The organism is Nocardia sp. NPDC004568 (assembly GCF_040609955.1).
In the GTDB taxonomy this organism is placed as follows: domain Bacteria; phylum Actinomycetota; class Actinomycetes; order Mycobacteriales; family Mycobacteriaceae; genus Nocardia.
Genome location: NZ_JBEXLL010000015.1, coordinates 49,891 through 73,577 on the forward strand (window position 1 = coordinate 49,891; position 23,687 = coordinate 73,577).

Below are 23,687 nucleotides of genomic sequence, written 5' to 3' on the forward strand. Positions count from 1 at the left end.
GGCGTGCGACTTCTCAGGCCTGCGCGGGCACAGTGGCCCGCTCGGCGCCGAGGGTGGTGTCCGGTCCGTGCCCGGTGTGGACCACCGTCTGCTCGGGTAGGGCGAACAGCCGCTCGTTGATGGAGGCGAGGATGGTCGGATAGTCGGAATAGGACCGGCCGGTCGCGCCCGGGCCGCCTTCGAACAACGTATCGCCGCTGAACACCTCGCCGCTCTCGGCGAGGTACAGGCAGCACGACCCCGGCGAATGTCCCGGCGTGTGCAGGACCCGCAGTTCCGCGCCGGCGACCCGGAACACCTCGCCGTCGGCCAGCGGCCGGTACTCCACGCCGGGATGGGTCTGCTGCCAGAGCACATCGTCGTCGGGATGCAGGAAGATCGGCGCACCGGTGGCCGCCGACAGCGTGGGCGCCACGGTGACGTGATCGTTGTGCGCGTGCGTGCACACGACGGCGGTCACCCGGCGCCCGGCCACGGCGCCGAGAATCGGCTGCGCGTCGTGCGCGGCGTCGATGATCAGTACTTCGTCGTCGTCGCCGACGAGCCAGATATTGTTCGCCACATCCCAGCAGCCGCCGTCGAGGCAGAACTGCCCCTCGGTGACGATGCGTTCGACCCGGGCCGTCACAGGACCACCACCGAGCGCAGGACCTGCCCACCGTGCATGGTGTGGAAGGCCTGCTCCACCGCGTCCAGCCCGATCCGCTCGGTCACGAACTTGTCCAGCGGCAACCGGCCCTGCCGGTACAGGTCGATCAACATCGGGAAATCCCGTTCCGGCAGGCAGTCCCCGTACCAGGACGATTTCAGCGCGCCACCGCGACTGAAGAAATCGATGAGCGGCATCTCCAGCGTCATATCGGGGGTCGGCACGCCGACCAGCACCACGGTGCCGGCCAGGTCGCGCGCGTAGAAGGCTTGCTTCCAGGTCTCCGGGCGGCCGACCGCGTCGATCACCACATCGGCACCGAAACCGCCGGTGAGGTCCTGGATTCCGGCGACCGCGTCGGTGGTGGACGCGTCGATGGTGTGGGTCGCGCCGAGTTCGCGCGCCCAGTCGAGTTTCCGGGCGTCGGTGTCCACCGCGATGATGGTGCCCGCCCCGGCCAGCCGGGCGCCGGCGATCGCCGCGTCACCGACTCCGCCGCAGCCGAGCACCGCCACCGAGTCGCCGCGACCGACATCGCCGGTGTTCATCGCCGCGCCCAGGCCCGCCATCACGCCACAGCCCAGCAGGCCGGCGACCGCCGGATCGGTCGCCGGATCGACCTTGGTGCACTGGCCCTCGTGAACGAGTGTCTTGTCGGCGAACGCGCCGATACCGAGCGCCGGGGTGAGTTCGGTGCCGTCCTCCAGGGTCATCGGCACACTGGCGTTGAAGGTGTCGAAGCAGTACCAGGGCCGGCCACGCTTACAGGCGCGGCACCGACCGCAGACCGCCCGCCAGTTCAGGACGACGAAATCACCCGGTTCCACATGGGTGACCGCCGACCCCACCGTTTCCACCACCCCCGCGGCCTCGTGGCCGAGCAGGAACGGGAACTCGTCGTTGATCCCGCCCTCGCGGTAGGTGAGGTCGGTGTGGCAGACCCCGCACGCCTGGATCTTCACCACCACATCCCGGGGGCCGGGGTCGGGTACGACGATCGGTACCAGCTCGACCGGCGCCCCGGAACTGCGGGCGATGACACCTCGAACCTGCTGTGGCACAGCATCTCCTCTCGGGCGGTTATGCGACGATGCGCGACAGCGCATACGTTATCCGCCGGCGCGCCGCACGGGCAGTGCCCACCGCGCCCGACAGGCCGTCTCCGGGGGCGATCAGCAACGAACCAGCGGCCCGGACGCGGTGTGGCGGCGCACCCTACGGGCGCACCGCCACACCGTCGGCAAACGCTCAGAGAACTCCCCAGGCCTGCAGCAGATAGGTCACATTGGCGGCGATGGACGTCACGAGATTCGCCAGATTCAGGGCCGCGGACCCAGCTTCGATCATGTTCTTCTCTTCTTTCTGATCCGACCCGACCGGAGCCCAAACTACCGAGGAAGCCGAAGCCGGGCAAACGGCCGATTATCGGGACGGCACGCCGCCACGCACCGAGCGACCCGGGTGATCATCTGTCCGAAAAAGCGATCGGACACCTGTCCCACTCAGTGCGCAGCCACAAGCGCCGAGCCCGTTCGACCGCTCGGATCAGAGCATGAGGGGTGCGCCGGACCGCGACGGCCGACTCAGCCGGCGATACCCGCCTCGGGTTCGGGGCCGGGGCCGTCGGCCCGCAGCTTCAACAGGGTCAACCCCGCGGTGCAGGCCAGGATGAGACCCACCACGGTGATGATCACGTGCAGGGTCCCGATACCGAAAGCCGCCGCGCCCAGCCCACCGGCGAAGACCAGCCAGCCCAGCACTCTGCCCACTGTCGCACCCGCGCCACCCGATACAGGATCCGCCGCCGGTTCCGGAGCCGCCGCTGCGGCCGACTCCTCTCCCGCGCCCGGCAGGTCGGTGGCGGTCTGGTCTCCCATCATCTACTCCTCGATGGCGCCGATCCGGAAATCGCTGCGCGCCTACCACTTCAGTGCATGGTCACCGAGAACCCCGGTTGTCTCATGCGTCACTTCAGCAACATACGCTACGACCACAACCCGAAGATTGTTACGCGACACAAGCCCGCGACACGCGGCTGATATCAATTCGATACCTGAACCGTACCCTTTCTCGACCGTTCTACACGCGGTAACCAGGGGATCGGCAGATGGGGGTCTAGTTCTCCCCGGCGCGCTGAATTAAGGTTGGGCCACTGACATATCACAGGAGCGTCACCGATGGAGAGCAAAACGAAGGTCGCCGGACCCCTGGCGGCCGCCGGGGCGGTTTCCCTCGGGCTGGTGCTCATCGGCGCGTGCGGAATCGGTCAAGAGGACACCTACATACCGCCGCCCCCGATCCGCTCCGGGCCGCAGGCCGCGGAACCGGCGGGGTTCACCGGCGAGCCCTCCACCACCGTCGCGAAAGTACTGATACCACCGTCTCCCTCGTGGCGGATGGCCCCGGAGCCGCCACCGCGGCGCACCCTCCCGCCGGAGTATCAGATCTCCGTCACCGCGTCCGCGGGTCCCGGCGCCGAACCCACTGCCGACGAGACCACGCGCCGGGTCACCCTGTCCGCCACCCCGGACCCGGCCGGCCCGGCCGAGCCCGGCTGAACCACCGCCTCGCTGCCGAGCCCGCCACTGGAACCGGCTCACACCGAATCCCCGCTTCCCGCTTCGTCTCCGGGCATGACCGTGGTGGTCGCACCGGTTCCGCCCGACGCTGAGGGGCAGCCACCCACCGACCCCCCGGTCACCTCCCCCACCGAACCGCCGGCCCCGCCCGCCGAACCTCCGGCCGCAGCAGGCGAGCCGGGGTCCCCGGGAACGGGTACGGCGGAAAGCGTCCCGGTGGAATCGAAGCCCACGCGGGTCCCCGTCGCACCCCGGATCGCCGCACCCACGACCGGCGCGGCGACCACGCCGGACTCCGCCGGAGAGCCACCCTTTCCCACCCCGCCCGTCACCGTCGCACCCCGGTGACCGACGCATCGGACGTCGACAGGCAGCGGCGTCCCGCCGCCGCGAATGCCGATCACGCGGTCCTCGACCACTGCCCGCCCGCCACGACGGTGTGGCATCGTGCCGAATCCACGGCAACTGCTCCCGGCCCGGACCCGGAACCGTAGGCCACCGACCAGGAGACGATCTCGGACGCGGGTTCCTGGGGTTCACACAGTCGGTCGGATGATGCCCCGACAGCAGCCGGTGCCCATTGCGGCTCGGGCGGTGAAGGCCCCCGACTCCGTGCGACGGCCGCGCTCCGTGCAACAGCCGCGCTCGGTGCGACGGCCGCGCTCGGTGCGACAGCCGCGCTCGGTGCGACAGCCGCGCTCCCTGCGACAGGCGCTCGGCAGCCGCCCGCTGCGGAAGCGCCACACGGCACGGACCCATCGCCTGTCCCTGTCCCGCCGCCACCGCGGCGAGTGGTCGTTGATCGGTTGTCGCCTGAGAACCGGTTCGATACTCAGCGTTCGGCGTAGGAAACCGACCGCTGGGCGGCGGCGACCATGGGCCGCAGGGCATTGGTGAAACCTTCGGCGCCCACCGGGGCGATCTCGACGTCCTTACCGGTGTGGACCGCGTAGCGACCGTCGTCGGTGATATCCACCCAGCAGAGCACGCCGAACGGCGCCGGCCCGGTGCGCCGGTGTACCGAAACCACGATCTGACCGAGGCCGTCCCGAGGCAGAGCGAGCCGTTTCCGGATCCGGGTCGCCACGGTGGGCCCGGACACCGGGACGGTGACCCGGTCCCGGCCGTCCCGCACGACTTCGTCACGCGCTGCGCGCAACCGGCCGCCGGTACCGGCGGCCACGGCCGGCAGGACCGCGATCACCCGGACCGGCAGCGAGGTGGCCGTACCGGCGGTGATCCGGAGTTCGCCGCCCCGATCCCGGTGCGGGCCCGGACGCTGGGTGACGACCACCCCGATCCGGCCCGCCGACGCGCCGAGTACCCGGACGGTCGGGACGCGGTCCCCGTCCTGACCGAACGCCTCCACGCTCACCTCGGGACCGGCCAGTACCCGGAGCGCGGCCTCCAGGTCGGCGTCGAGGGTGCCGTCGCACCACTGCTGCAGGGCGGGCAGCTGGGCGGTGCGCTCGACGGAATCACGCGCCGACAGGCGCACTGCCAGCGGGTAGGGAATACGGTCGCCGACGGTCCGTGCCCATGCCAGCGCGAACTGGTCCGGGGTGAGGATCCAGTTCACTCCTCTTCCGTCCACTCACCCAGCACCGGCGGAGTGGTGGGCTCCAGGGCGCCGATCAGCTGCCCGGCCGGTTCGCCCGGCTCCAGATAGGTGAGTTCCTCGTCGCCGAAGTGCAGGTCGTCCTCGGCCGGGGCGGTGCGCTCGGGGCGCGGCGCCACCGGGGTCCCGGCCCGGGCCGTATCGGCCGCCATGGCGCCGCCCATCAGACCGCCGATCGCGCCCGCGCCCATCCCGGTGACCGCTTCGCCGCCCGCGGACCGCTGCTGTTCGTCCCGGGAACGTTCCTGGTCGCCGGTTGAACCCGCCGGGCGGACCGGCGCGGCGAACAACGGAAAACCCGTCGCCGCGCCCGGGGTCGCCGGCGTGGCTCCGGCGATGGCCGGCGCCGCCGGGGGCGCGGTGGCGGGCACGGCGCCCGGCCGGGTGGCTGCCGCGGTCGTGCGCTCGGGGCCGGAACCGGACGCGGGGTCCGGGGTATCGGACCGGTCACCGGGGACCGCGACCACCGACGAGGCCGGTTCCTCCGGGACCGCGGCGTCGGACGGAGCGGGGCCCGGCTGCCGGTCGGTCGTGGATGTTCCCGCCGCTACGGACGAGGGCCGCTGTCCCACCGCGGTGTCCGGGCCCGGGACCGCGGGCGCGGCCGGGTCGGCCGCGGTGGGCGGCTGTGCGCCGGGCATCGTGTCCGGGAGGTCCGGAAACGCGGGGACCTGGGCACCGGTCGGGATGAAGGCACCGGTGTACACGCTGTCCATCACGCGCACCACCTCGGCCCGATCGTCGTCGGCCGTCCGTTGCAGGGCGATATTCCCGGTGGCCGCATGCGGGTCCAGCAGAGCCGCCGCGAGATCCGGTTCGGCCCCGGACGGTTCGGGGACCGCGGCGCGCAGTGTTTCCGCGGCGTCCCCGGCTCGGCCGAGCCGCTGGCCGACGGTGGCGAGCACATCGGCGAGGTGCCGCCCGGCGGCCTCGAAATCGCGGACCGCGGCCGCGGCCAGACCGGCCGCCGGACCGCGCCAGCCGTCGGCGATGGCGCCGCGGATCTCGGTATGCGCCTGTGCCACCGCGTCGGTGAGGCCGGTCGCCGCGCCCTGCCAGGTCTGCCCGCCGGTCTGCAGCACCGACGGGTTCATAGCGGCCACCCCGGCATGGATCTGCCGGTGCGTGAGGTTGTCGAATACCTCCACGGTGGGCGCGTACTCGGGATCGACGCGGTAATGCACGCCGCGGGCCCCGGCACGGGGTAGTTCACGCACCGGAGACCCCCGTCGGCTCGGCGGCGGCCCCGAGCGCCGCCGCGGTATCGGCATCGGAATCCCGGTAGGCCGCCGCGGCGGCCCGGAAGGTGTGCGCGAGCTGCCGGGCGCTGTCGGAATACCGGCGCAGCGCCGCGATCGCATCGGTGGCCTTGCCCTCGAATCCGGAGCGCAGTGCCGCACCCGAGTCGAAACCCCCGAAACCGGGCAGCGATACCGCCGCGGACAGCGTGTCGATCTGCGCGTCCACCTGGTCGGCGAGTTGTTCGTAACGCAGTGCGCACTGTTCCGGCGCGCCCTCGGCCACCAGGACGCCGTCGATCCACAGCTGCCCGTCCTCGACGGCGGAATCGAGCGTGGTGATCGCATTCGGCTGCATCGTCTCCCCCTTCCTGCTCCGCTGTCACACAGCGGATTTCACGGTCGTCGCACCGGCCCCGCGACGATCTCCTGCGTCCACTGCACGATATCGGTCGTCACCCGGGCGCGCACGCGCTCGTGCAGTAGATCGTGTCCGGCATCGGCGTATTCCCGCAGCTCCACCGCCTCGCGCCGCCGCGCCCACACTCGGACCGGGTCGATCGGCGCCCGGCGGTCGTCCACCCCGTGGACCGCCAGGACCGGTGGGAGGCGCGGCTCGGCGGCATCGGCCCGATCGTCGAAGGCGCGGGACGGCGTCCCGCACAACACCAGCCCGGTCGGCAGGCCCGCCGGTATCGCCGGACGCGCCGCGACGGCGGGGTCCAGGGCCGACGGGGTGGCGCCCAGCGCGGCCAGCGCCGTGATCGCCCCGAGCGAATGCCCCATCAGTGTGAGTGGGAGTCCGGGAGCCTGTTCGCGCACCAACTCGAAGAGCGCGGCCGCGTCGGCGACGAGTTCGGACAGAGCCGGCCGCCGCCCGGGATCACCTTCACTGAGTCCCTGCCCTGCCGGGTCCAGCGTCCAGACGGCGATATCCGCCGCGTTCAGCTGCCGGGCGAACTCGTGATAGTGCCCGCTGTGCTGACCGGTACCCGGCAGCAGCACCAGACCCGTCGCGGCCCGGTCGACCGGCCGGTGCCGATAATGCAGACGGCCGCGCACGCCGTCGAAGAAACCCATGGCCGGATTCTGGCAAAGAACGGCCGGGCGGTGGGGTGCCACGATCGGCGGCCGCCACCGGCTCCTCCGGCCTACCGCGGACCGTCTCGCCCGTGCCGGCGGATCAGGCCGGAGCGGGCGCGGGGGCCGGAGCGGGCGCAGGCGCAGGTGCGGGGGCCGGAGCACCGGGTTCGGCGGGCGGTGCGGCGGGCGCGGACTGCGGCGCCGGCGCGGGCGCCTCGGGCACCGGGAACATGCCCACCGTGGGCGTCATCACACAGAGCGCGCCCGGGTAGTCGATGGTGCCCCACATGGAGGCGAGGACGGTGCCCGGACCGCTGTCCACGGTCCGGGACAGTGACGGGGTGCCGAACTCGGTCAGATCGTCGAGCATGTCGAGACCGCTGCGCCCGTTGTTGATATTGATCCAGGCGACCACCAGACCCGAGGCCTGGGGGATTCCGGGATGTCCGGGAGTGGCGTGGAAGGTCAGGGTGCCGGGGGTACCGCCGATGTTCGCGCTGGGCCCGTTGGCGGTGCCGGCCGCGATGATGGTGGTGATCGGCCCGTTGCTGCCACAGCCGAAGGTGGGCGCGGCGTAGACGAAGGGGGTGTAGAGGCCGATGGTGCTGATGTGGTCGGCGGCGATGTAGTCGGCATAGCGGTGCAGCGCGTCCACTCCGGCCTGGGCCTCCGGCTTGTCGGCGGTCCGCTCGGTGAGCGCCTGTATCGCCGCTTCGGCCGGGGTCGGCGCGGGTGCGGCGGCCGCCGGTGTGAAGGCGAGCGCGGCGCTGATACCGAGAGCGGCTGCCGTGGCCGCCGTGCGCGCGACGATTTTGTTGTGCACTGCTGACTCCCTACATCCGATCGGGGCGGCGGTGCCGATCCGGCCGGCGACCCCCCGCCCACCGCAGCAAAGTACCAGGCCGCTCCGGTCGCCGCCGGGTCACACTCCGCTCTCGTTCGCCGCGGCCGCCCCTGCGCTCTCACCACATGTGATGCACTCGACACGGCAGGATCGAGGAGGGGTGTAAATTCTATGCCGGGACAATCGAGACATATTTGGAGATGTGTATGAAATTAACTCTGTCTCCCGACGAGGCCGCCTTCCGTGACGAGCTGCGGAAGATCTACACCACTGCGATCCCGGCCGAGATCCGGGAGCGCGTGAAATACGGTCACGAACTGTCCCGCGAGGACGTCGTGACCTCCCACCGGATCCTCAACGAGCACGGCCTGGCCGTACCGAACTGGCCGGTCGAATGGGGTGGCAAGGACTGGACCCCGATGCAGCGGCATCTGTGGCAGGACGAGATGCAGCTGGCCAGCGTGCCGGACCCGCTGACCTTCAACGCCACCATGGTCGGCCCGGTCATCGCGCAGTTCGGCTCCGAGGAACTCAAGAAGCGTTTCCTGCCGGCCACCGCCAACCTCGACATCTGGTGGTGCCAGGGCTTCTCCGAACCCGACGCCGGGTCGGACCTCGCCTCGCTGCGCACCACCGCCGTACGCGACGGTGACTCCTACATCGTCAACGGCCAGAAGATCTGGACCACCCTCGCCCAGTGGGCGGACTGGATCTTCTGCCTGGTCCGCACCGACCCGAACGCCCCGAAGAAGCAGGCCGGGATCTCCTTCCTGCTCTTCGACGTGAAATCGCCCGGTGTCACCATCCGCCCGATCAAACTCATCGACGGCGGCTACGAGGTCAACGAGGTCTTCTTCGAGAACGTGCGCGTCCCGGCCGACCAGCTGGTCGGCGAGGAGAACATGGGCTGGACCTACGCCAAGTTCCTGCTCGGCAACGAGCGCACCGGGATCACCGCCGTCGCCCGCACCAAGGTGCGGATCGGCGTGGCCAAGGAATACGCGGCCGCCACCAGGTCGGGTTCGGGCACCCTGCTCGAGGATCCGCTGTTCGCGGCGCGTATCGCCGAACTGGAGAACGAACTGCTGGCGCTGGAACTCACCCAGTTGCGCGTGGTGTCGAACTCGACCGAGGGCAAACCCAACCCCGCGTCGTCGGTGCTGAAGATGCGCGGTTCGGAACTGCAGCAGGCCGCCACCGAGCTGGTGCTCGATATCGCCGGACCCGACGCGCTACCGGTACACGCCGCGGATATCGCCTCGCCGGACTGGGCGCAGCGCTCGGGCCCGAGCTATCTCAACTACCGCAAGACAACCATCTACGGAGGTTCCAGCGAGGTGCAGCGCACCATCATCGCCTCCTCGATCCTCGGATTGTGAGGTCAGGTAATGGATTTCGATCTCACCGATGAACAGGCCCTGCTCCGCGACACGGTGCGCGACCTGCTGAATCGCCAGTACAACCCGGAATCCCGGCTGGAGGTCATCGGCACCGACCTCGGCTGGAGCCGGCAGGTCTGGAATCAGCTCGCCGAACTGGGCGTGCTGGGGTTGAGCTTCGCCGAGAAGGACGGCGGTATGGAGGCCGGTCCGGTGGAGACCATGCTGGTGCTCGAGGAGATCGGGCGGCGGCTGGCGCCGGAACCGCTGCTCGACGCGGTCCTGGTACCGGGCGGGCTGATCAGCGCGGTGGGCACGCCCGACCAGCGCCAGCGCATCCTGCCCGAGGTCGCCGCCGGGTCGAAACTGCTGGCTTTCGCGCACGGTGAACCCGGTACCCGCTGGCCCGATCACGCGATCGCCACCACAGCCACCGCCCAGGGCGAGGGTTACACGCTCAGCGGTACCAAGAACCCGGTACCGCACGGCGACTGCGCGGACGAGCTGGTGGTCAGCGCGACCCTGCCCGACGGCGGCCTGGGCCTGTTCCTGGTCGCCGCCGACGCCACCGGGGTGACCCGTACCCCGTACGCGACGGTCGACGGCCTGCGCGGCGCCCAGATCGTTCTCGACGGCGCGGCCGCCGAACTGCTCGGTACCGGCGGCGACGCCACGAACGCCGTGGACGAGGTGCTCGCCCGGGCCCAGGCCGGGTTGTGCGCGGAATCGATCGGGGCGATGGAGGAGTCGCTGCGGCTGACCACCGAGTATCTGAAGACCCGTAAACAGTTCGGCGTCACGCTGTCGAAGTTCCAGACCCTCACCCAGCGTGCCGCGAACATGTACGTCTCGCTCGAGCTGGCCCGCAGTATGAGCTACTACCTCACCGCGTCGCTGGTCGACGACGCCGGGAACCCGGTCATCGCGTCCCGGGCCCGGCTGCAGGTCAGCCGGTCGGCGAAACATATCGGCCAGGAAGCGATCCAGATGCACGGCGGTATCGGCGTCACGTCCGAGTACCCGGTGAGTCACTATGTGGCCCGGCTCACCGCCATCGAGCGCACCCTCGGTAGCTCGCTGGAGCATCTGCGGGTGCTGACCGCGCAGGTCGCCGACTACGCCCAGCCGGAGCTGTAACCCGCCCACCCGGCCGGACGCCCGGCATCGTTCACCGGGCGTCCGGCCGGAGCAGGTCGGTCACCTCGGCGTCGTCGAGCTGGTGGAAGTCGCGGTAGGCCCCGCCCACCCCGGCCAGCGCAGACGGCGCCTGCGGGCACACCACCTCGTCGGCTTCGGCCCGGATCCGGTCGAGCGCCTCGGGCGCCGACACCGGCACCGCGACGACGATGCGCCGCGGCTGCCGGGCCCGGGCCACCCGGCAGGCCACGACCACGGTCGCCCCCGTGGCCACCCCGTCGTCGACGATCACCACGGTGCGGTCCTGTAGCGGGATCGGCGGGATGTCACCGCGCCACAGGACGCGGCGGCGGTCCAGTTCGGCGCGCTCGTCCGCCTCGATCGCCGCCAGCCGCGCCCGATCCAGGCCGGTCTGGCGCAGCACATCGGCATTGAGCACCCGCGCGCCCTCCTCGCCGATCGCGCCCGCCGCGAGTTCCGGCTGCCAGGGCACCCCGAGTTTGCGGACCAGCAGGATGTCGAGATCGCCGCCGATGATGTCGCGGACCGCCGCCGCCACCGGGACCCCACCCCGGGGCAGTCCGAGCACCAGCGGGTGCTCCGCACGCAGGTGCGTCAGTTCGCTTCCCAGTGCGCGCCCGGCGGTGAGACGGTCGGCGTAGAGCATTACCTTTCGACGCTACTCGCTTCCGGCGTGGCGACCACGAATCTGCGCAGCGCAAGACTCGGATTGGTCCGCCGCACCCGGTCCACCAGGCCGGACTCCAGCTCCGCGACGGCGATACCGGGCGCGTCGGCCAATTCGGCCAGCACCCGGCCCGCGGGGTCGACGATCATCGAGGCACCGGCGCCGCGCGGCCCGCACTGGTCGGCACCGGCCACATACACCGTGTTCTCGATGGCCCGGGCGCGCAGCAGCGTGGTCCACTGGTCGACCTTGCCCGGTCCGGGGATCCACTGCGCGGGCAGCAGCAGGACCTGCGCGCCGGCCACGGCCAGCCGCCGGAACCCTTCCGGGAACCGGAGATCGAAACAGGTCTGCAGACCGAAGGTGAGACCGTCGGCGGTGAACAGTGCCGGTTCGTCCAGCGGCCCGGGTGCGACCACTTCCGATTCGCGCTGACCGAACGCGTCGTAGAGGTGGACCTTGCGGTAATGGGTCCGCAGCGAGCCGTCGGGTCCGAGCACGACCAGAGTGTTGTGGATCCGCTCGTCACCGGGTGGGGCCGTTTCCACCATCCCGGCGACCAGGTGCACCCCGGTCTCGGCGGCCAGTTCCGACAAAGCGGTGACATACGGGCCGTCGAGCGGCTGCGCGGCGGCCAGGGCCCGTTCGTCGAGCCGGCCGAGCGCGAACATCGAGTACTCGGGAGCCACCACGATCCGCGCACCCTGCTCGGCCGCGTCCCGCACCCGCCCGGTGAGGGCGACGAGATTGGCATCGATATCGGTATGCGGTGCGAACTGCACGACCGCGAGAACCGTTGCGCCGGCGTGCGGGGGGTCGGAGAGCTCGGTGGGGGCGGCGTTCATGCTGACACCGTATGGGCCGGTGGGCCGGACGACCAGCCCGTACCAGTAAACTTCTGGTCAATGAGCACCAATGAGGGCGACGACAACCTGGGCGAGCACCCCGGCGAGACCGAACCCGAAACCGCCGGACCGTCCTTCGCAGATCTCGGTATCGATGACCGCATCCTTTCGGCCATCGCCGATGTCGGCTACGAATCGCCCTCGCCCATCCAGGCCGCGACCATCCCACCGCTGCTGGAGGGCACGGATGTGGTCGGCCTGGCGCAGACGGGGACCGGTAAGACGGCGGCCTTCGCCATCCCCATCCTGATGGGGCTGCTGCAGGAGCAGCCCGCCGGCAAACAGCCGGCCGCGCTGGTGCTCGCGCCCACCCGGGAACTGGCGATCCAGGTCGCCGAGGCGTTCGGCCGCTACGCGACGCATATGCCGGGCACCCATGTGCTGCCGATCTACGGCGGCCAGAGCTACGGCGTGCAGCTGTCCGGGCTCCGGCGCGGCGCCCAGGTCGTGGTGGGCACGCCGGGCCGGGTGATCGATCACCTGGAGAAGGGCACCCTGGACCTGTCGAAGCTGCGCTATCTGGTGCTCGACGAGGCCGACGAGATGCTGAAGATGGGGTTCCAGGAGGATGTGGAGCGCATCCTCGCCGACACCCCGGCCGAGAAGCAGGTGGCGCTGTTCTCCGCCACCATGCCCGCCGCCATCCGCAAGATCTCCAAGCAGTACCTGCGCGAACCGGTCGAGATCACGGTCAAGGCCAAGACCAGCACCGCCACCAATATCGCCCAGCGCTGGGTGCTGGTATCGCATCAGCGCAAACTCGACGCGCTCACCCGGATCCTCGAGGTGGAGTCCTTCGAGGCCATGATCATTTTCGTGCGCACCAAACAGGCCACCGAGGAACTGGCCGAGAAACTGCGCGCCCGTGGTTTCTCCGCCGCGGCCATCAACGGCGATATAGCCCAGGCCCAGCGGGAACGGACCATCGGCCAGCTGAAAGCGGGCACCCTCGATATCCTGGTCGCCACCGATGTCGCTGCCCGCGGCCTCGACGTGGACCGGATCTCGCATGTGGTGAACTACGACATCCCGCACGACACCGAGTCCTATGTGCACCGCATCGGCCGCACCGGACGCGCGGGCCGCAGCGGTGAGGCCCTGCTGTTCGTCGCCCCGCGCGAACGCCATCTGCTCAAATCCATCGAACGCGCCACCCGGCATCCGCTCACCGAGATGCAGCTGCCCAGCGTCGACGATGTGAACGCCCAGCGGGTCGCGAAGTTCGGCGACGCCATCACGGAGAATCTCAGTTCGGACAACCTCGCCCTGTTCCGGAAACTGATCGAGGACTACGAGCAGGAGCACAACACCCCGCTGGCCGATATCGCGGCCGCGCTGGCGGTGGCGGCGCACGACGGTGAGAGCTTCTTCCTCGAACCCGAACCGGAGCCGGTGGAACGGCCGCGCCGTGAACGGGCGCCGCGCCGGTTCGAGGAGGGTGGTTTCGAGGAGCGTCGCGGTCCGTCCCGGCATCACGCGACCGGCGCGGAGCTGGCCACCTACCGCATCAGCGTGGGCAAACGGCACCGGGTGGTGCCCGGCGCGATCGTGGGCGCCATCGCCAACGAGGGCGGTCTGCGGCGCAGCGATTTCGGGCATATCAGTATCCGGCCGGACCACAGCCTGGTGGAACTGCCCGCCCAGCTGCCACCGGAAACGCTGGAGGCATTGCGCAGCACCCGCATCAGCGGTGTGCTGATCCAGCTGCAACTCGATCAGGGTCCGCCCGGGCATCGCTCGATCGGCCGCGGCCCGCGCCGCGACGGCCCGAAACGCCAGGATCGCCGGAAACCGCGTTCCTGACGCCACGGCCCGTTCCACCAGGTCGCACCCGGTGGTTACAGTGGGGCCCGTCCGGCCCGCGCGCGAGCGCCGGCCGGGGTGGCACTGGGCGCAGGAGGGCCGTTGTTCGTCGTCGGTGATCGGGTGGTGTACGCCGCCACGGATCTGGTGCGCGCCGCACGCTGCGAATTCGCACTGCTGCGCGCCCTCGACGCCGAACTGGGCACCGTAGGACCGCTACCCGGTGACGACGGCGGGTGCGCGACGGCGGATCTCGGCGGCGATGTCCCCGAAGCCACGGCATTCGACCGGGTACTCGGCGATATCCGGCAGCGGTACGCGGGCGAACTGATCGAGATCTCCCGCCTCGGAGCTTCTCCCGATTCACTCGGGGCAGTGTCCACCGCGCACACCGAAACCCTGGCCGCTGTCGGCGCCGGCGCACCGGCGGTGCTGAACCCGCTGGTCTTCGACGGGGAAGTGTTCGCGCCCATCGATCTGCTGACCCGCACCACCGCCGGTATCCGGCTGCACGGTGTCGATACGGACGGCTCGGGACCGGTCGCCACGGCACTGCGGCTCACCGTCGCCGCCGCCCTGTTCGAGCAGCGGTCGGTGCGGGTCGACCCGCAGCTGTCGGTCCACTCGGCAGGCGGAATTCACCTCGTCGCGTTCTCGGCCACCCGGCCGGTGTATACGGCACGGCGGCAACGGGTCACCGAGATCCTGGCCGAGCATTCCGGCGAACTGCTGCCGGTGCAGTGGGGCGATCCGCGCTTCCGCGCCTGCCACCGCTGCGCCGTCTGTCGCGCCGCCCGTGCCGAGGCGCGGGATCTGCTGCTGGTCGCCGGTATGGATCTGCCCACCCGGGCGGCGCTGCGCGCGGCCGGTGTCACGACCCTGGATCGGCTCACCACCCGCACCGTCGCCGCGCCGGAGATCCCCCCGCGCCTGTTGAGCCGGTTGCGCACCCAGGCCGTGGTCCAACTGCGCCAGGAGCGTTCCGGCAGGGGCGAATACGTCACCGCCGACCCGTCCGCCCTGGATATGCTGCCCGCCGCCACTCCCGGCGACCTCGCGCTCCATGTGGACGAGGCGGCCCCCGGCCGATTACGGATCGAGGTCGCCGCCCGCGATACCGTCCGCCTGACCCGCGAGATCCCGCTCGAAGCCCCCGGCGCGCCGAACTCCGAGCGGCGGCGCGACCTGCGCGCCGCCGGGCGCCGCGCCTTCACCGACATCCTCGCCGCACTCACCGAACCGCTGCTGGCCGATCCCGATCTGCACATCTACCACTACACCGCCGCCGCCCGTACCTTCCTCTTGCACACCGGCGCCCGGCTCGGCTCCGGTGAGGAAACCGTGGACATGCTGCTGCGGTCGGGCACCCTGGTGGACCTGTACCCGATACTCCGGGGCGCTTTCGTCGCCGGATCGCAGTCCTACGAGTTACCCGCCGTCGCGGCGGTACTCGATGCCACCTCGTCCTCCGGCGCCCCTACCGTGCTGCGACTGGCGGATCGGTTACGCGAGCAGGTGAGCGAACCACCCACCGTGTCACCGGTCGAGTCCGTCCCGACGCTGGACCGCCTGCTGTGTGAAACGCCCTCCGCGCAACCCTCACCCACCGAGGCCGCCCTGGCCGAATTCGCTGCCCGGAGCCCCGATCCGGACCGGGCGGATCCACACCGGGTCGCCGCGCTGACCGCCGCGCTGCTCGGCTATCACCGCCGGGAACAGCAGACCGCCTGGTGGGCGCATATCGACCGGTTGACCCACCCGCCCGCCGACTGGGCCGCCGAACCCGGGGTCATGGTGGCCGATTCGGCCGCGGTGGATACGAAATGGCATATCGGCCCCGGTGATACGGTGCGCCGCTTTCTCCGGCTCACCGGCCGGCTGGCGGGTCCGGGTCTCGCCCCGGGCACCACGGTCTGCGTGGTCTACGAACCCGCCGGACGCGCGCCGCGAGCCGTCCGCACCTGCGGGACCGCCACTGTCCTCGGCTCGGCGGTGGATACCGATTTCGCCGATACCGTACGCCTCGAGGAGACCCTGGCGCCCGGCGCCGACCCGCACGACGAGCTACCGGTCGCGCTGGCTCCGGCACTGCCGGCACCACCGCTCGCCGCGGTCGACGCCATGGAGGATATCGGCCGGCACCTGCTCGTCTCGCTGCCCGCGATCCCCGCGACCGCCCTGTTCGACCTGCTGACCGGCCGCCCGCCCCGGCTCGACCCCACCGCCACGGGTTCCGCGCAGCCGCGACAACCGCCCGCCGGGGACGATCCCCGTGCCGCCATCACCGCGGCGCTACGCGCCCTGGACCGTTCGTATCTCGCCGTACAGGCACCCACCGGCACCGGCCGGACCGCCGTGCTGGCCGATGTGCTGGCCGCGCTGGTCACCGGGGACAACTGGCGGATAGGTGTCGTCGCGCCGACCGCCGCGCCGGTGGAGAACCTTCTCGACGCGGTGGTGCGCGCCGGCGTACTGCCCGAACTGGTCGCCAAGAGCGAGTCGGTGGCCGTGGCTCCCGAATGGCTGATCCTCGAAGCCGACCGCTATCCGCGGTTCCTGGCGAACGCGATCCGTGGCTGCGTCGTGGGCGGCACACCCGCCGATTTCGCCGACCCCCTGCGGATCCCGCGTGATTCGCTGGACCTGCTGGTGATCGCCGATGCGAACGCCTTCCCGCTGGCGACCACGGCCGCGGTCTCGGTGAGCGCCCGCAATCTGCTGCTCACCGGCGATCCGGCCGCGCGGTACGACCCCGATCCGGGGCCGCATCCGGAACAGGTGCACACACCGGCCCTCACCTGGTCGAGTTCCGGTCACGTGACGCTGCCCACCACCCACGGGTACTTTCTGGGCCGGACCCGGCGTCTGCACCCGCGGCTGAGCGAGGCACTGTCGCCGCTCTACTTCGAGGACCGCTTGCGGGCGTATCCGCCGCCCGCCGAGCCGTTCGCCGATGCCGTCGAACCCGGAATCGTCACGGTGCGGGTGGATCACCACGGCAACGGCACGGCCTCCGACGCCGAGGCCCGCGAGGTCCTGCACCAGATCCGCGACCTACTGGGACAGCGCTGGGACGACGGCAGCGGGCCCCGGTTCCTGCAACCGCACGATCTCGTCGTGGTATCGCCGTACCGCGCCCAGGTGGGCCGGATCAGAAGCCTGCTGGCCCGGGCACGGTACGAGGAGGTGCTGGTCGGCACCCCGGACCTGCTTCGCGGGCGGGAGGCGGCGGTGGTCCTGCTCTCCTTGGCGGCGTCGAGTCCCGAAGATTCTCCGATTCCCGTCGGCGCGCTGCTGTCGCCCGCACTGGTGCACGACGCGGTGGGCCGGGCGCGCCGGCGGGCGGTGATCATCCGATCCCCATTGCTCACCGAATTCCTCCCGGAGACGTTCGAGGAATTAGCGAATATTTCCCGTTTCGTCCGACTGGATAACCACTAGGTATTCGCAAATCGTTTCATCCTGCTGGACAGTGGGCGCCGTTTCCCGGAATTCCCCGGAGCACCCGAGAATTACCGAAGAAATAACGTGTCCCGACCGAATCGGCTGCGGTCGCCCCTCATCCGAAACATTTACCCTCGCCGCGATATGTAGGTACCGCCGCGCGCGAGCCGTCTCCGTCCACCAGATACAACCGGTCGAACCGTTCGCACAGCTCACCGGCCTTGGCGTGCCGGAACCACACCCGGTCCCCGATGGCGAGGTCCGCGGCTCCGGCCAGCGGCGTCTGTACCTCACCAGCCCCTTCCGTGCCCAGTAGCCGTAAACCCTTCGGCCACACCGGTTCGGGCACGCGTGTCGCCCCGGCCGGCCCGGAAGCGATATATCCCCCGGCGAAGACCGTGACCATTCCGGACGCGGGACGGCGCAGGACCGGCAACGCGAAATACAATGCGGGCCTTGGCCGGAACGATCGATATCCATCGAAAAGGGTCGGTACGTAGAGACCCGAACCCGCGGTGATCTCGGTGACTCCCGGTGCGGCGGCGGACAATTCGATCGAACCGGTTCCGCCGCTGTTGACGATCTCGAGCGGTCCGGTCACCGCCCGTACCGCGTCCAGCACGGCACCGCGACGCCGGCCGATCTCCCGGGCGGAGGCCTTCTTCACCAGCCGCACCGGCAGCGAGGTGTCCGGCAGCCCGGCGATCTGCGCCTCGTAGGTCATCAGTCCGACCACCCGGAACCCGCGGGCGGTGGCCGTCTCGGCCAGATCCGCCGCCTGCTCCGGGGTCCGGATCGGCGAGCGGCGCACCCCGAGGTGTACGGGACCGATTCGCAGCGAGGCGTCGACGTCCAGGCAGACGCGGGGATGTACGGCCGCGCTACCGAGCGCGGCACGGACGAGGTCCAGTTGCGCCACATCGTCGATCATCAGCGTGATCGCCTCGCGCAGGGTCGGGTCGCCGCCGAGTTCGGCCAGCGCCGCGCGATCGGCGCTGGGGTACCCGAGCAGCACATCACGCGCGCCCTGCCGGACGAGCCAGATCGCTTCGGCGAGCGAGTACGACATAAGCCCCGCGAAGCCGCCCGCGGCGGTCAGACCGGTGCCGAGCACTTCCTCCAGAACCGCGCGGCAGCGCACCGATTTACTGGCCACCCGGATGGGCCGGCCCGCGGCCCGGCGCACAAGGTCGGCGGCATTGGCCCGCAGGGCGGTGAGGTCCACCGCGGCCAGGGGCGGCTCGAGATCCGCGGTTGCGGCGTGCAGTGGGGCAATCGGCGAGGTCGCGCTCACCCGGACTACTCAACCACTGTACTGGTCGAACGTCCAGCTTTATCGGGACGAGGTGTTTCCGGCGTCGATCGCGCGGGTGACCAGATTGGAGACCAGATCATCGAAGGCGACGAGGACGACCTCGTCGTCGCAATCGGCCAGCCACCGCAGCACCGAGCCCTGGACCACCATGATCACGTAGGACGCCACCGAATCGACCGGCTCGATCCAGCGGGTGCCCGAGCGGGCGGCACACAGCTCCAGCCACTCGACCACGGCGCGCTGCTGGGCCCGCTGCCGTTCGGAGATCACCGGGTCGGGCACGTACTCCGCGGTCGAGTCCCAGTGCCGGCACAGGGACTGCACAGTCTTGGAGTAGGCGTGGATCTGCTGTACCGGCGTCGACTTGACCAGCGGCCAGTAGGCACTCACCCCCGCGTGCAGCAATACCCGCAACGCCCGTAATCCGGTGATATCCATTACCGCGTCTGCATGATCGACCGCTTCACGCACGGCCGACCGGATCCGGACCTCCGCTATTTCTCCACGTACGCCCAACGCAAGCTCCCTCGGCAAACAACTCGCACACTCCGGACCGAAAACTCGGCACCGAAGTGGCCGGCCGGATCGGTAGGCATAGTCGGGAAGTTGCAGCCTATCCGATCCGTCTTCTCGATATTAGAAGGTTTTCAGGGTTTGAGAACAGTTCTGACGGGAAACCCATACCCGAAGACTGTTTTCACGGCCCCTCAGGGACCGATACCGCGCACCCCGGTAACCCGGTACACGTGCGTCCGGCCCACCCTGGACCGCCCCCCGGGCGACGTACCCGTACCGCCACAGCGCCTCATGACAGAGACCATCGGTCAGTCTACGACCGGGTCTCGGCGATCTTCGCCCGCTGTGCGGCATCACACAACGCGCACGGTCGGGCGCCGGTTAGCCTGAGGCGGTGACAAGCTCTCCCCTCGCCGGGCATCTCCGGATCAGCGGCACTTTCAACTTTCGAGATCTCGGTGGACTGCGTCTGCGCGGCGGCGGGACGACACGACCCGGAGTCCTGCTCCGTTCGGCCCAACTCAGCCGGCTCGACGACACCGGCCACGCCACCCTCCGGGAACTGGGTGTGGGAGCGGTCCACGATCTGCGCGGCCACCGAGAGATCGAACGCGCCGGCGCCGACCGGCTGCCGCCGGAGATCACGCTGAGCATCACCCCGTACGACGACGGGACGGTCACCGCGCCGCCGCACGAGGCGGGCGCCGGCCGCCAGGACGCGCCGGGCGCCGCACTGGCCTACATGATGGATGTGTACCGCAACTTCCCGGCGCGGCCCGAGGCACACGCCGCCATCACCGCCCTGGCCGAGGCGATCGTCGCCGACCGCGGAGCCGTCCTGGTGCACTGTGCCGCGGGTAAGGACCGCACCGGCTGGACCATCGCCACGCTGCTGCGCGCGGTCGGGGTCGCCGAGTCCGAGATTCTCGGCGACTATCTGCTGAGCAATCAGGCGGTCGCCGAACTGCGCACCTCGCTGAAGGACGAGTTCGGCGCGGACCTGCCGCAGGCCGTGCTCGAGGTACGGGAGGAGTACCTGCGGGCGGGACTGGAATCCGGTATCGAATTGCACGGTGATTTCGAGGCCTACCTGACCGCCGTGGGACTCACACCCGACCTGCGCGACCGGCTGCGCGAGCGACTCGTCGCCTGACCCTCAGGCGCTGCGCCGGACCAGACCGTCGGTACCGATGCGCACATGGTCGCCGGTGTGGAACCAGCTGCCGGTGAAGCGGTCCGCGGTGCGCTGTGGATCGTTCCAGTAGCGCCTGGTGACATTGGGGCCGCGGCACAGCAGCTCGCCACGTCCCGACGCGGCCTCCGGTCCGCACAGCGCCAGCTCGGTACCGCCGAACGGAAACCCGAGTACGGTGCCGTCGGCATCGGAAGCCTGCCCGGCGGTCGGCCCCAGCGCGAGCCCGATCCCGCTGGTCTCGGTCGCGCCCCACACCGACCACTGCCGGGCCGAGGGGAAGACGGCACCGAGATCACCGGCGGACCCCGGAGCGGGCTCCCCGGTCTCGGCGTGACGACCGGCCGTGCTGATCCGGACCACCCGATCGGTGCACAATCCGTCGGCACGGCCCGCGGCCAGCTCCGGCAACAGACCGCCGAGCACCCGGGTGCTGGCGGCGAGCGTATCCACACCTTCGTCGGCGATCGCCGCCGCCACCGCACCGGCGCCCTGAGCCAGGACCACCGTGCCGCCCACCGCGAAGGTGGGCAGCAGCTGATCGACACAGCCGCTGGCGTGGGCCAGCGGTTGCAGCACGAGGTTGCGCATACCGTCGGTGGGCAGATCGAGGGCGGCGACCATCGACCGGATCGCGGAGAGCAGATTCTCGTTGGTCAGTTCCACCCCGGTCGGCGCCACGCCCGCCCCGGCCCCGCTGGTGTAACAGAGCAGTGCCAGATCACCGAGCGCGGCGCCGTCGTCGATGAACGCGGCGCCGTCGGGTAGATCGGGGGCCCAGCGACTGTCGCTACGGGTGGCACCGCAACCCCGGTCGGGCGCACCCAGGACGAAATCGGCATCGCTGTCGGCGATGACCTTGTCGGCCGACTCACGCGGCAGCCCGTGATGGACCAGAACCGGTACCGCCCCGCTGAGCAGCGCCCCGAGGAACGCCTGCACCCAGCGCACGCCCGGCGGCATATGCACCGCGACCCGGTCCCCGTAGCCGATCCCGTGCTCCTGCAGCCCGCCGGCCACCCGGGACGCCGAATGCCACAGCTCCCGGTAGGTGAGGCGGCCCCCGCCGACCTCGACCACGGCCTCGCGCTGGGAGAACGCGTGCACCTGGAGATCGAGGAGTTCGGTCAGCGCGGGGCTGAGGTTGCCGTAGCGCAGGATGCCGTCCGCGCCCCGGGACAGCCGCGCCGCGGCACCGTCGTCGACGATATGGAACTCCACCAGGTCCGGCCGCCCGCCGGGCGGACCGCCGGACTGCCGCGCCGCGCCGGACGGACCGGCCGCGGGCCCGATGATCGTGGTCGTACCGCCTTGCATCGGACCTCCGCACAGTCGAACAGTCTGCACCTGTGACTATATGACTCAGATCACAAATCCGGGTGCGGAGTCGGCGAATCGCCAGGATCGACGACGAAATCGTCATCCGGCGCGTCAGCGCCCCCGGTAGGTCGCCTTCCCGGGCCCCTCTTCCAGGAAGCTGCGCACCGCACGCGGGAGATCCTCGGTGTCGAACAGGTCACCGGACACCTGAGGTGTCACCGAATCCGCGTGCGCCACCCCGCCGGACCGCCACGCTTCGACGATCCGTTTGGTGGCGGCATGCGCACGGGTGGGTCCCTCGGCCAGCCGGTGGGCCAGCGCTACCGCCGCGCTGTCCAGATCCTCGTGGACCTGGTTCACCACACCCCAGTCGCGCAGGGTCTGCGCGTCGTACAGGTCGCCGGTCATCACGAGTTCCCGGGCCCGGCCCGACCCGGCCCGTTCGGCCAGCCGCTGCGGCCCGCCCATCGACGGCGTCAGCCCGACCACGATCTCCACCAGCCCGAACTTCGCCTTCGGCGCGGCCAGGATCAGGTCGCAGGCCAGCGCGATCTCGAATGCCGCGGTGAGGGTGAGCCCATGCGCGGCGAACAGCACCGGGCACGGCAGCGCCTCGATCGGATGGCTGATCCGGGCGAACAGGTCCTGCCACAGCTGGGCTCCCTGCGCCGCGCCGAGACCGTCGAATGTGTGCACATCCACCCCGCCCGAGACCACTGTGCCCTCGGCCCGGATCAGCAGCGCGCGCGGCGGCCGCGCCGAGAGGTCCGCGAGATCGGCGACCAGCGCGTCGAACATGGCCTGATCGAACAGGTTCAATGGCGGGCTCGCCAACGTCAAGGTGGCGACTTCGGCACCGCCCGCGGTGACCGTACGTTCCAGCCGGGTGGGTTTGCTAGCGCTCATGCCGCCAGCTTATGGGCCCGCCCTGCGAGACTGGTGGCATGACGGATTCGGACACCGCACAGGGCACCTACGTCGAACCGGGCGAATTCAGACGCGACACCAACTACATCACCACCCGGATCACCGCCGACGGCCGCGACGGCTACCCGGTCGAACCCGGCCGGTATCGGCTGGTCGCCGCCCGCGCCTGCCCGTGGGCCAACCGCACTCTCATCGCGCGCCGGCTGCTCGGTCTGGAATCGGCGATCTCACTGGGCCTGTGCGGACCCACCCACGACAAACTCAGCTGGACCTTCGACCTGGACCCCGGCGGCGTGGACCCGGTCCTGCGGATCCCACGCCTGCGCGACGCCTACCTGGCCCGCTTCCCCGACTATCCGCGCGGCATCACCGTGCCGGCGATCGTCGACGTACCGACCGGCCAGGTCGTCACCAACGACTACGCCCAGATCACCCTCGACTTCTCCCTCGAATGGACCGAATACCACCGCGAGGGAGCACCGCAGCTCTATCCGGAACCGCTGCGCGCCGAGATCGACGAGGTGAACGCCCGCGTCTTCCGGGAGGTGAACAACGGCGTGTACCGCTGCGGTTTCGCCGGCGCCCAGGACGCCTACGACGCCGCCTACGATCGCCTCTTCACCGCCCTGGACTGGCTGTCGGACCGCCTGACCGGGCAGCGCTACCTGGTCGGCGACACCATCACCGAAGCCGATATCCGCCTGTTCACCACCCTGGCCCGCTTCGACCCCGTGTACCACGGCCACTTCAAATGCAACCGCAGCAAACTCAGCGAGATGCCGGTCCTGTGGGCCTACGCCCGAGACCTGTTCCAAACCCCAGGTTTCGGCGACACCATCGATTTCACCCAGATCAAGGACCACTACTACAAGGTCCACACCGATATAAATCCGACCCGGGTGGTCCCCAAGGGCCCGAACCTCTCCAACTGGCTCACCCCCCACGGCCGCGAATCCCTCGGCGGCCGCCCCTTCGGCGACGGCACACCCCCGCCGCCTCCCCTCCCGGCCGAAGTGGTCCCGGCGGAACACGGGCCCCGTTAGTCGGCAC

The 23,687-nt window shown here is 70.5% G+C and carries 21 protein-coding genes; 7 read left to right on the forward strand and 14 right to left on the reverse strand.

Annotated elements, in window-relative coordinates; translation table 11 throughout:
* Positions 1–13: 13 nt before the first annotated feature.
* The 3 genes from ABZV91_RS10220 to ABZV91_RS10230 all read right to left on the reverse strand — a co-directional run bounded on the left by ABZV91_RS10220 (position 14) and on the right by ABZV91_RS10230 (position 2,526).
* Complete coding sequence (locus tag ABZV91_RS10220) at positions 14–628, reverse strand: MBL fold metallo-hydrolase (RefSeq protein WP_355238363.1); 615 nt, start codon at positions 626–628, stop codon at positions 14–16.
* Positions 625–1,710 carry an S-(hydroxymethyl)mycothiol dehydrogenase gene (locus ABZV91_RS10225; RefSeq protein ID WP_355238366.1) on the reverse strand — a complete coding sequence of 362 codons (1,086 nt, stop codon included), beginning with the start codon at positions 1,708–1,710 and terminating at the stop codon, positions 625–627. The genes ABZV91_RS10220 and ABZV91_RS10225 overlap by 4 nt, the downstream gene beginning before the upstream one ends.
* Positions 1,711–2,232: 522 nt before the next feature.
* Positions 2,233–2,526: a hypothetical protein gene (locus ABZV91_RS10230; RefSeq protein WP_355238369.1), complete on the reverse strand. Its 294-nt coding sequence runs from the start codon at positions 2,524–2,526 to the stop codon at positions 2,233–2,235.
* 300 nt (positions 2,527–2,826) lie between these two features.
* On the opposite strand from ABZV91_RS10230, the gene ABZV91_RS10235 reads away from it, so the two are divergent.
* The gene (locus ABZV91_RS10235; RefSeq protein ID WP_355238372.1) at positions 2,827–3,207 is read left to right on the forward strand and encodes a hypothetical protein; all 381 of its coding nucleotides are present in this window, start codon (positions 2,827–2,829) and stop codon (positions 3,205–3,207) included.
* A gap of 853 nt (positions 3,208–4,060) precedes the next feature.
* On the opposite strand, the gene ABZV91_RS10240 is transcribed toward ABZV91_RS10235, so the two are convergent.
* The 5 genes from ABZV91_RS10240 to ABZV91_RS10260 all read right to left on the reverse strand — a co-directional run bounded on the left by ABZV91_RS10240 (position 4,061) and on the right by ABZV91_RS10260 (position 7,990).
* A complete protein-coding gene (locus ABZV91_RS10240; protein WP_355238375.1) occupies positions 4,061–4,807 on the reverse strand; it encodes an ESX secretion-associated protein EspG in 747 nt (248 codons plus the stop codon).
* Positions 4,804–6,063: a hypothetical protein gene (locus ABZV91_RS10245; protein ID WP_355238378.1), complete on the reverse strand. Its 1,260-nt coding sequence runs from the start codon at positions 6,061–6,063 to the stop codon at positions 4,804–4,806. The genes ABZV91_RS10240 and ABZV91_RS10245 overlap by 4 nt, the downstream gene beginning before the upstream one ends.
* The gene (locus tag ABZV91_RS10250) at positions 6,056–6,442 is read right to left on the reverse strand and encodes a hypothetical protein (protein ID WP_355238381.1); all 387 of its coding nucleotides are present in this window, start codon (positions 6,440–6,442) and stop codon (positions 6,056–6,058) included. The genes ABZV91_RS10245 and ABZV91_RS10250 overlap by 8 nt, the downstream gene beginning before the upstream one ends.
* 38 nt (positions 6,443–6,480) lie before the next feature.
* On the reverse strand, positions 6,481–7,164 hold the full coding sequence (locus ABZV91_RS10255) for an alpha/beta fold hydrolase (protein WP_355238383.1): 684 nt from the start codon (positions 7,162–7,164) through the stop codon (positions 6,481–6,483).
* Positions 7,165–7,267: 103 nt separating this feature from the next.
* Positions 7,268–7,990 carry a hypothetical protein gene (locus ABZV91_RS10260; protein WP_355238386.1) on the reverse strand — a complete coding sequence of 241 codons (723 nt, stop codon included), beginning with the start codon at positions 7,988–7,990 and terminating at the stop codon, positions 7,268–7,270.
* Between the two features lie 227 nt (positions 7,991–8,217).
* Here ABZV91_RS10260 and ABZV91_RS10265 point away from each other — a divergent pair, with 227 nt between their 5' ends.
* A complete protein-coding gene (locus tag ABZV91_RS10265; RefSeq protein WP_355238389.1) occupies positions 8,218–9,390 on the forward strand; it encodes an acyl-CoA dehydrogenase family protein in 1,173 nt (390 codons plus the stop codon).
* Between the two features lie 9 nt (positions 9,391–9,399).
* Entirely contained in the window at positions 9,400–10,527 is a 1,128-nt protein-coding gene (locus ABZV91_RS10270; RefSeq protein WP_355238392.1) for an acyl-CoA dehydrogenase, read from the forward strand.
* A gap of 31 nt (positions 10,528–10,558) precedes the next feature.
* Here the strand turns inward: ABZV91_RS10270 and ABZV91_RS10275 are convergent, their stop codons facing one another.
* Positions 10,559–11,194, reverse strand: coding sequence for a phosphoribosyltransferase family protein (locus ABZV91_RS10275; RefSeq protein ID WP_355238395.1), 636 nt, complete (start codon positions 11,192–11,194; stop codon positions 10,559–10,561).
* Positions 11,194–12,060, reverse strand: a complete 867-nt coding sequence (locus ABZV91_RS10280) for a carbon-nitrogen hydrolase family protein (RefSeq protein WP_355238397.1) — start codon at positions 12,058–12,060, stop codon at positions 11,194–11,196. The genes ABZV91_RS10275 and ABZV91_RS10280 overlap by 1 nt, the downstream gene beginning before the upstream one ends.
* Positions 12,061–12,120: 60 nt before the next feature.
* Here ABZV91_RS10280 and ABZV91_RS10285 point away from each other — a divergent pair, with 60 nt between their 5' ends.
* Entirely contained in the window at positions 12,121–13,923 is a 1,803-nt protein-coding gene (locus ABZV91_RS10285) for a DEAD/DEAH box helicase (protein ID WP_355238400.1), read from the forward strand.
* A 102-nt stretch (positions 13,924–14,025) separates the two neighbouring features.
* On the forward strand, positions 14,026–17,364 hold the full coding sequence (locus ABZV91_RS10290) for an AAA domain-containing protein (protein ID WP_355238403.1): 3,339 nt from the start codon (positions 14,026–14,028) through the stop codon (positions 17,362–17,364).
* 118 nt (positions 17,365–17,482) lie between these two features.
* Here ABZV91_RS10290 and ABZV91_RS10295 read toward each other — a convergent pair whose 3' ends face one another.
* Both ABZV91_RS10295 and ABZV91_RS10300 read right to left on the reverse strand, forming a co-directional pair.
* Complete coding sequence (locus ABZV91_RS10295; RefSeq protein ID WP_355238406.1) at positions 17,483–18,661, reverse strand: amino acid deaminase/aldolase; 1,179 nt, start codon at positions 18,659–18,661, stop codon at positions 17,483–17,485.
* Between the two features lie 39 nt (positions 18,662–18,700).
* Complete coding sequence (locus tag ABZV91_RS10300) at positions 18,701–19,198, reverse strand: TetR family transcriptional regulator (protein ID WP_355238408.1); 498 nt, start codon at positions 19,196–19,198, stop codon at positions 18,701–18,703.
* A gap of 394 nt (positions 19,199–19,592) precedes the next feature.
* Here ABZV91_RS10300 and ABZV91_RS10305 point away from each other — a divergent pair, with 394 nt between their 5' ends.
* Positions 19,593–20,351: a tyrosine-protein phosphatase gene (locus ABZV91_RS10305; RefSeq protein ID WP_355238411.1), complete on the forward strand. Its 759-nt coding sequence runs from the start codon at positions 19,593–19,595 to the stop codon at positions 20,349–20,351.
* Positions 20,352–20,354: 3 nt separating this feature from the next.
* Here ABZV91_RS10305 and ABZV91_RS10310 read toward each other — a convergent pair whose 3' ends face one another.
* The gene (locus tag ABZV91_RS10310; protein WP_355238414.1) at positions 20,355–21,707 is read right to left on the reverse strand and encodes an AMP-binding protein; all 1,353 of its coding nucleotides are present in this window, start codon (positions 21,705–21,707) and stop codon (positions 20,355–20,357) included.
* 114 nt (positions 21,708–21,821) lie between these two features.
* Positions 21,822–22,616 (reverse strand): enoyl-CoA hydratase/isomerase family protein, encoded by a 795-nt coding sequence (locus ABZV91_RS10315; protein WP_355238417.1) that lies wholly within the window; start codon positions 22,614–22,616, stop codon positions 21,822–21,824.
* Positions 22,617–22,654: 38 nt separating this feature from the next.
* Between ABZV91_RS10315 and ABZV91_RS10320 the strand changes: the two genes are divergently transcribed.
* Positions 22,655–23,680, forward strand: coding sequence for a glutathione S-transferase C-terminal domain-containing protein (locus tag ABZV91_RS10320; protein ID WP_355238420.1), 1,026 nt, complete (start codon positions 22,655–22,657; stop codon positions 23,678–23,680).
* The last annotated feature ends 7 nt before the right edge of the window (positions 23,681–23,687 follow it).

Excerpts from the sequence above, each read along its gene's own strand:
- ABZV91_RS10285 (WP_355238400.1), top strand. The coding sequence starts at position 12,121 with ATGAGCACCAATGAGGGCGACGACAACCTGGGCGAGCACCCCGGCGAG.
- ABZV91_RS10320 (WP_355238420.1), top strand. The coding sequence starts at position 22,655 with ATGACGGATTCGGACACCGCACAGGGCACCTACGTCGAACCGGGCGAA.
- ABZV91_RS10270 (WP_355238392.1), top strand. The coding sequence starts at position 9,400 with ATGGATTTCGATCTCACCGATGAACAGGCCCTGCTCCGCGACACGGTG.
- ABZV91_RS10230 (WP_355238369.1), bottom strand. The coding sequence starts at position 2,526 with ATGGGAGACCAGACCGCCACCGACCTGCCGGGCGCGGGAGAGGAGTCG.
- ABZV91_RS10280 (WP_355238397.1), bottom strand. The coding sequence starts at position 12,060 with ATGAACGCCGCCCCCACCGAGCTCTCCGACCCCCCGCACGCCGGCGCA.
- ABZV91_RS10255 (WP_355238383.1), bottom strand. The coding sequence starts at position 7,164 with ATGGGTTTCTTCGACGGCGTGCGCGGCCGTCTGCATTATCGGCACCGG.
- ABZV91_RS10315 (WP_355238417.1), bottom strand. The coding sequence starts at position 22,616 with ATGAGCGCTAGCAAACCCACCCGGCTGGAACGTACGGTCACCGCGGGC.
- ABZV91_RS10250 (WP_355238381.1), bottom strand. The coding sequence starts at position 6,442 with ATGCAGCCGAATGCGATCACCACGCTCGATTCCGCCGTCGAGGACGGG.
- ABZV91_RS10265 (WP_355238389.1), top strand. The coding sequence starts at position 8,218 with ATGAAATTAACTCTGTCTCCCGACGAGGCCGCCTTCCGTGACGAGCTG.
- ABZV91_RS10235 (WP_355238372.1), top strand. The coding sequence starts at position 2,827 with ATGGAGAGCAAAACGAAGGTCGCCGGACCCCTGGCGGCCGCCGGGGCG.
- ABZV91_RS10275 (WP_355238395.1), bottom strand. The coding sequence starts at position 11,194 with ATGCTCTACGCCGACCGTCTCACCGCCGGGCGCGCACTGGGAAGCGAA.
- ABZV91_RS10310 (WP_355238414.1), bottom strand. The coding sequence starts at position 21,707 with ATGCAAGGCGGTACGACCACGATCATCGGGCCCGCGGCCGGTCCGTCC.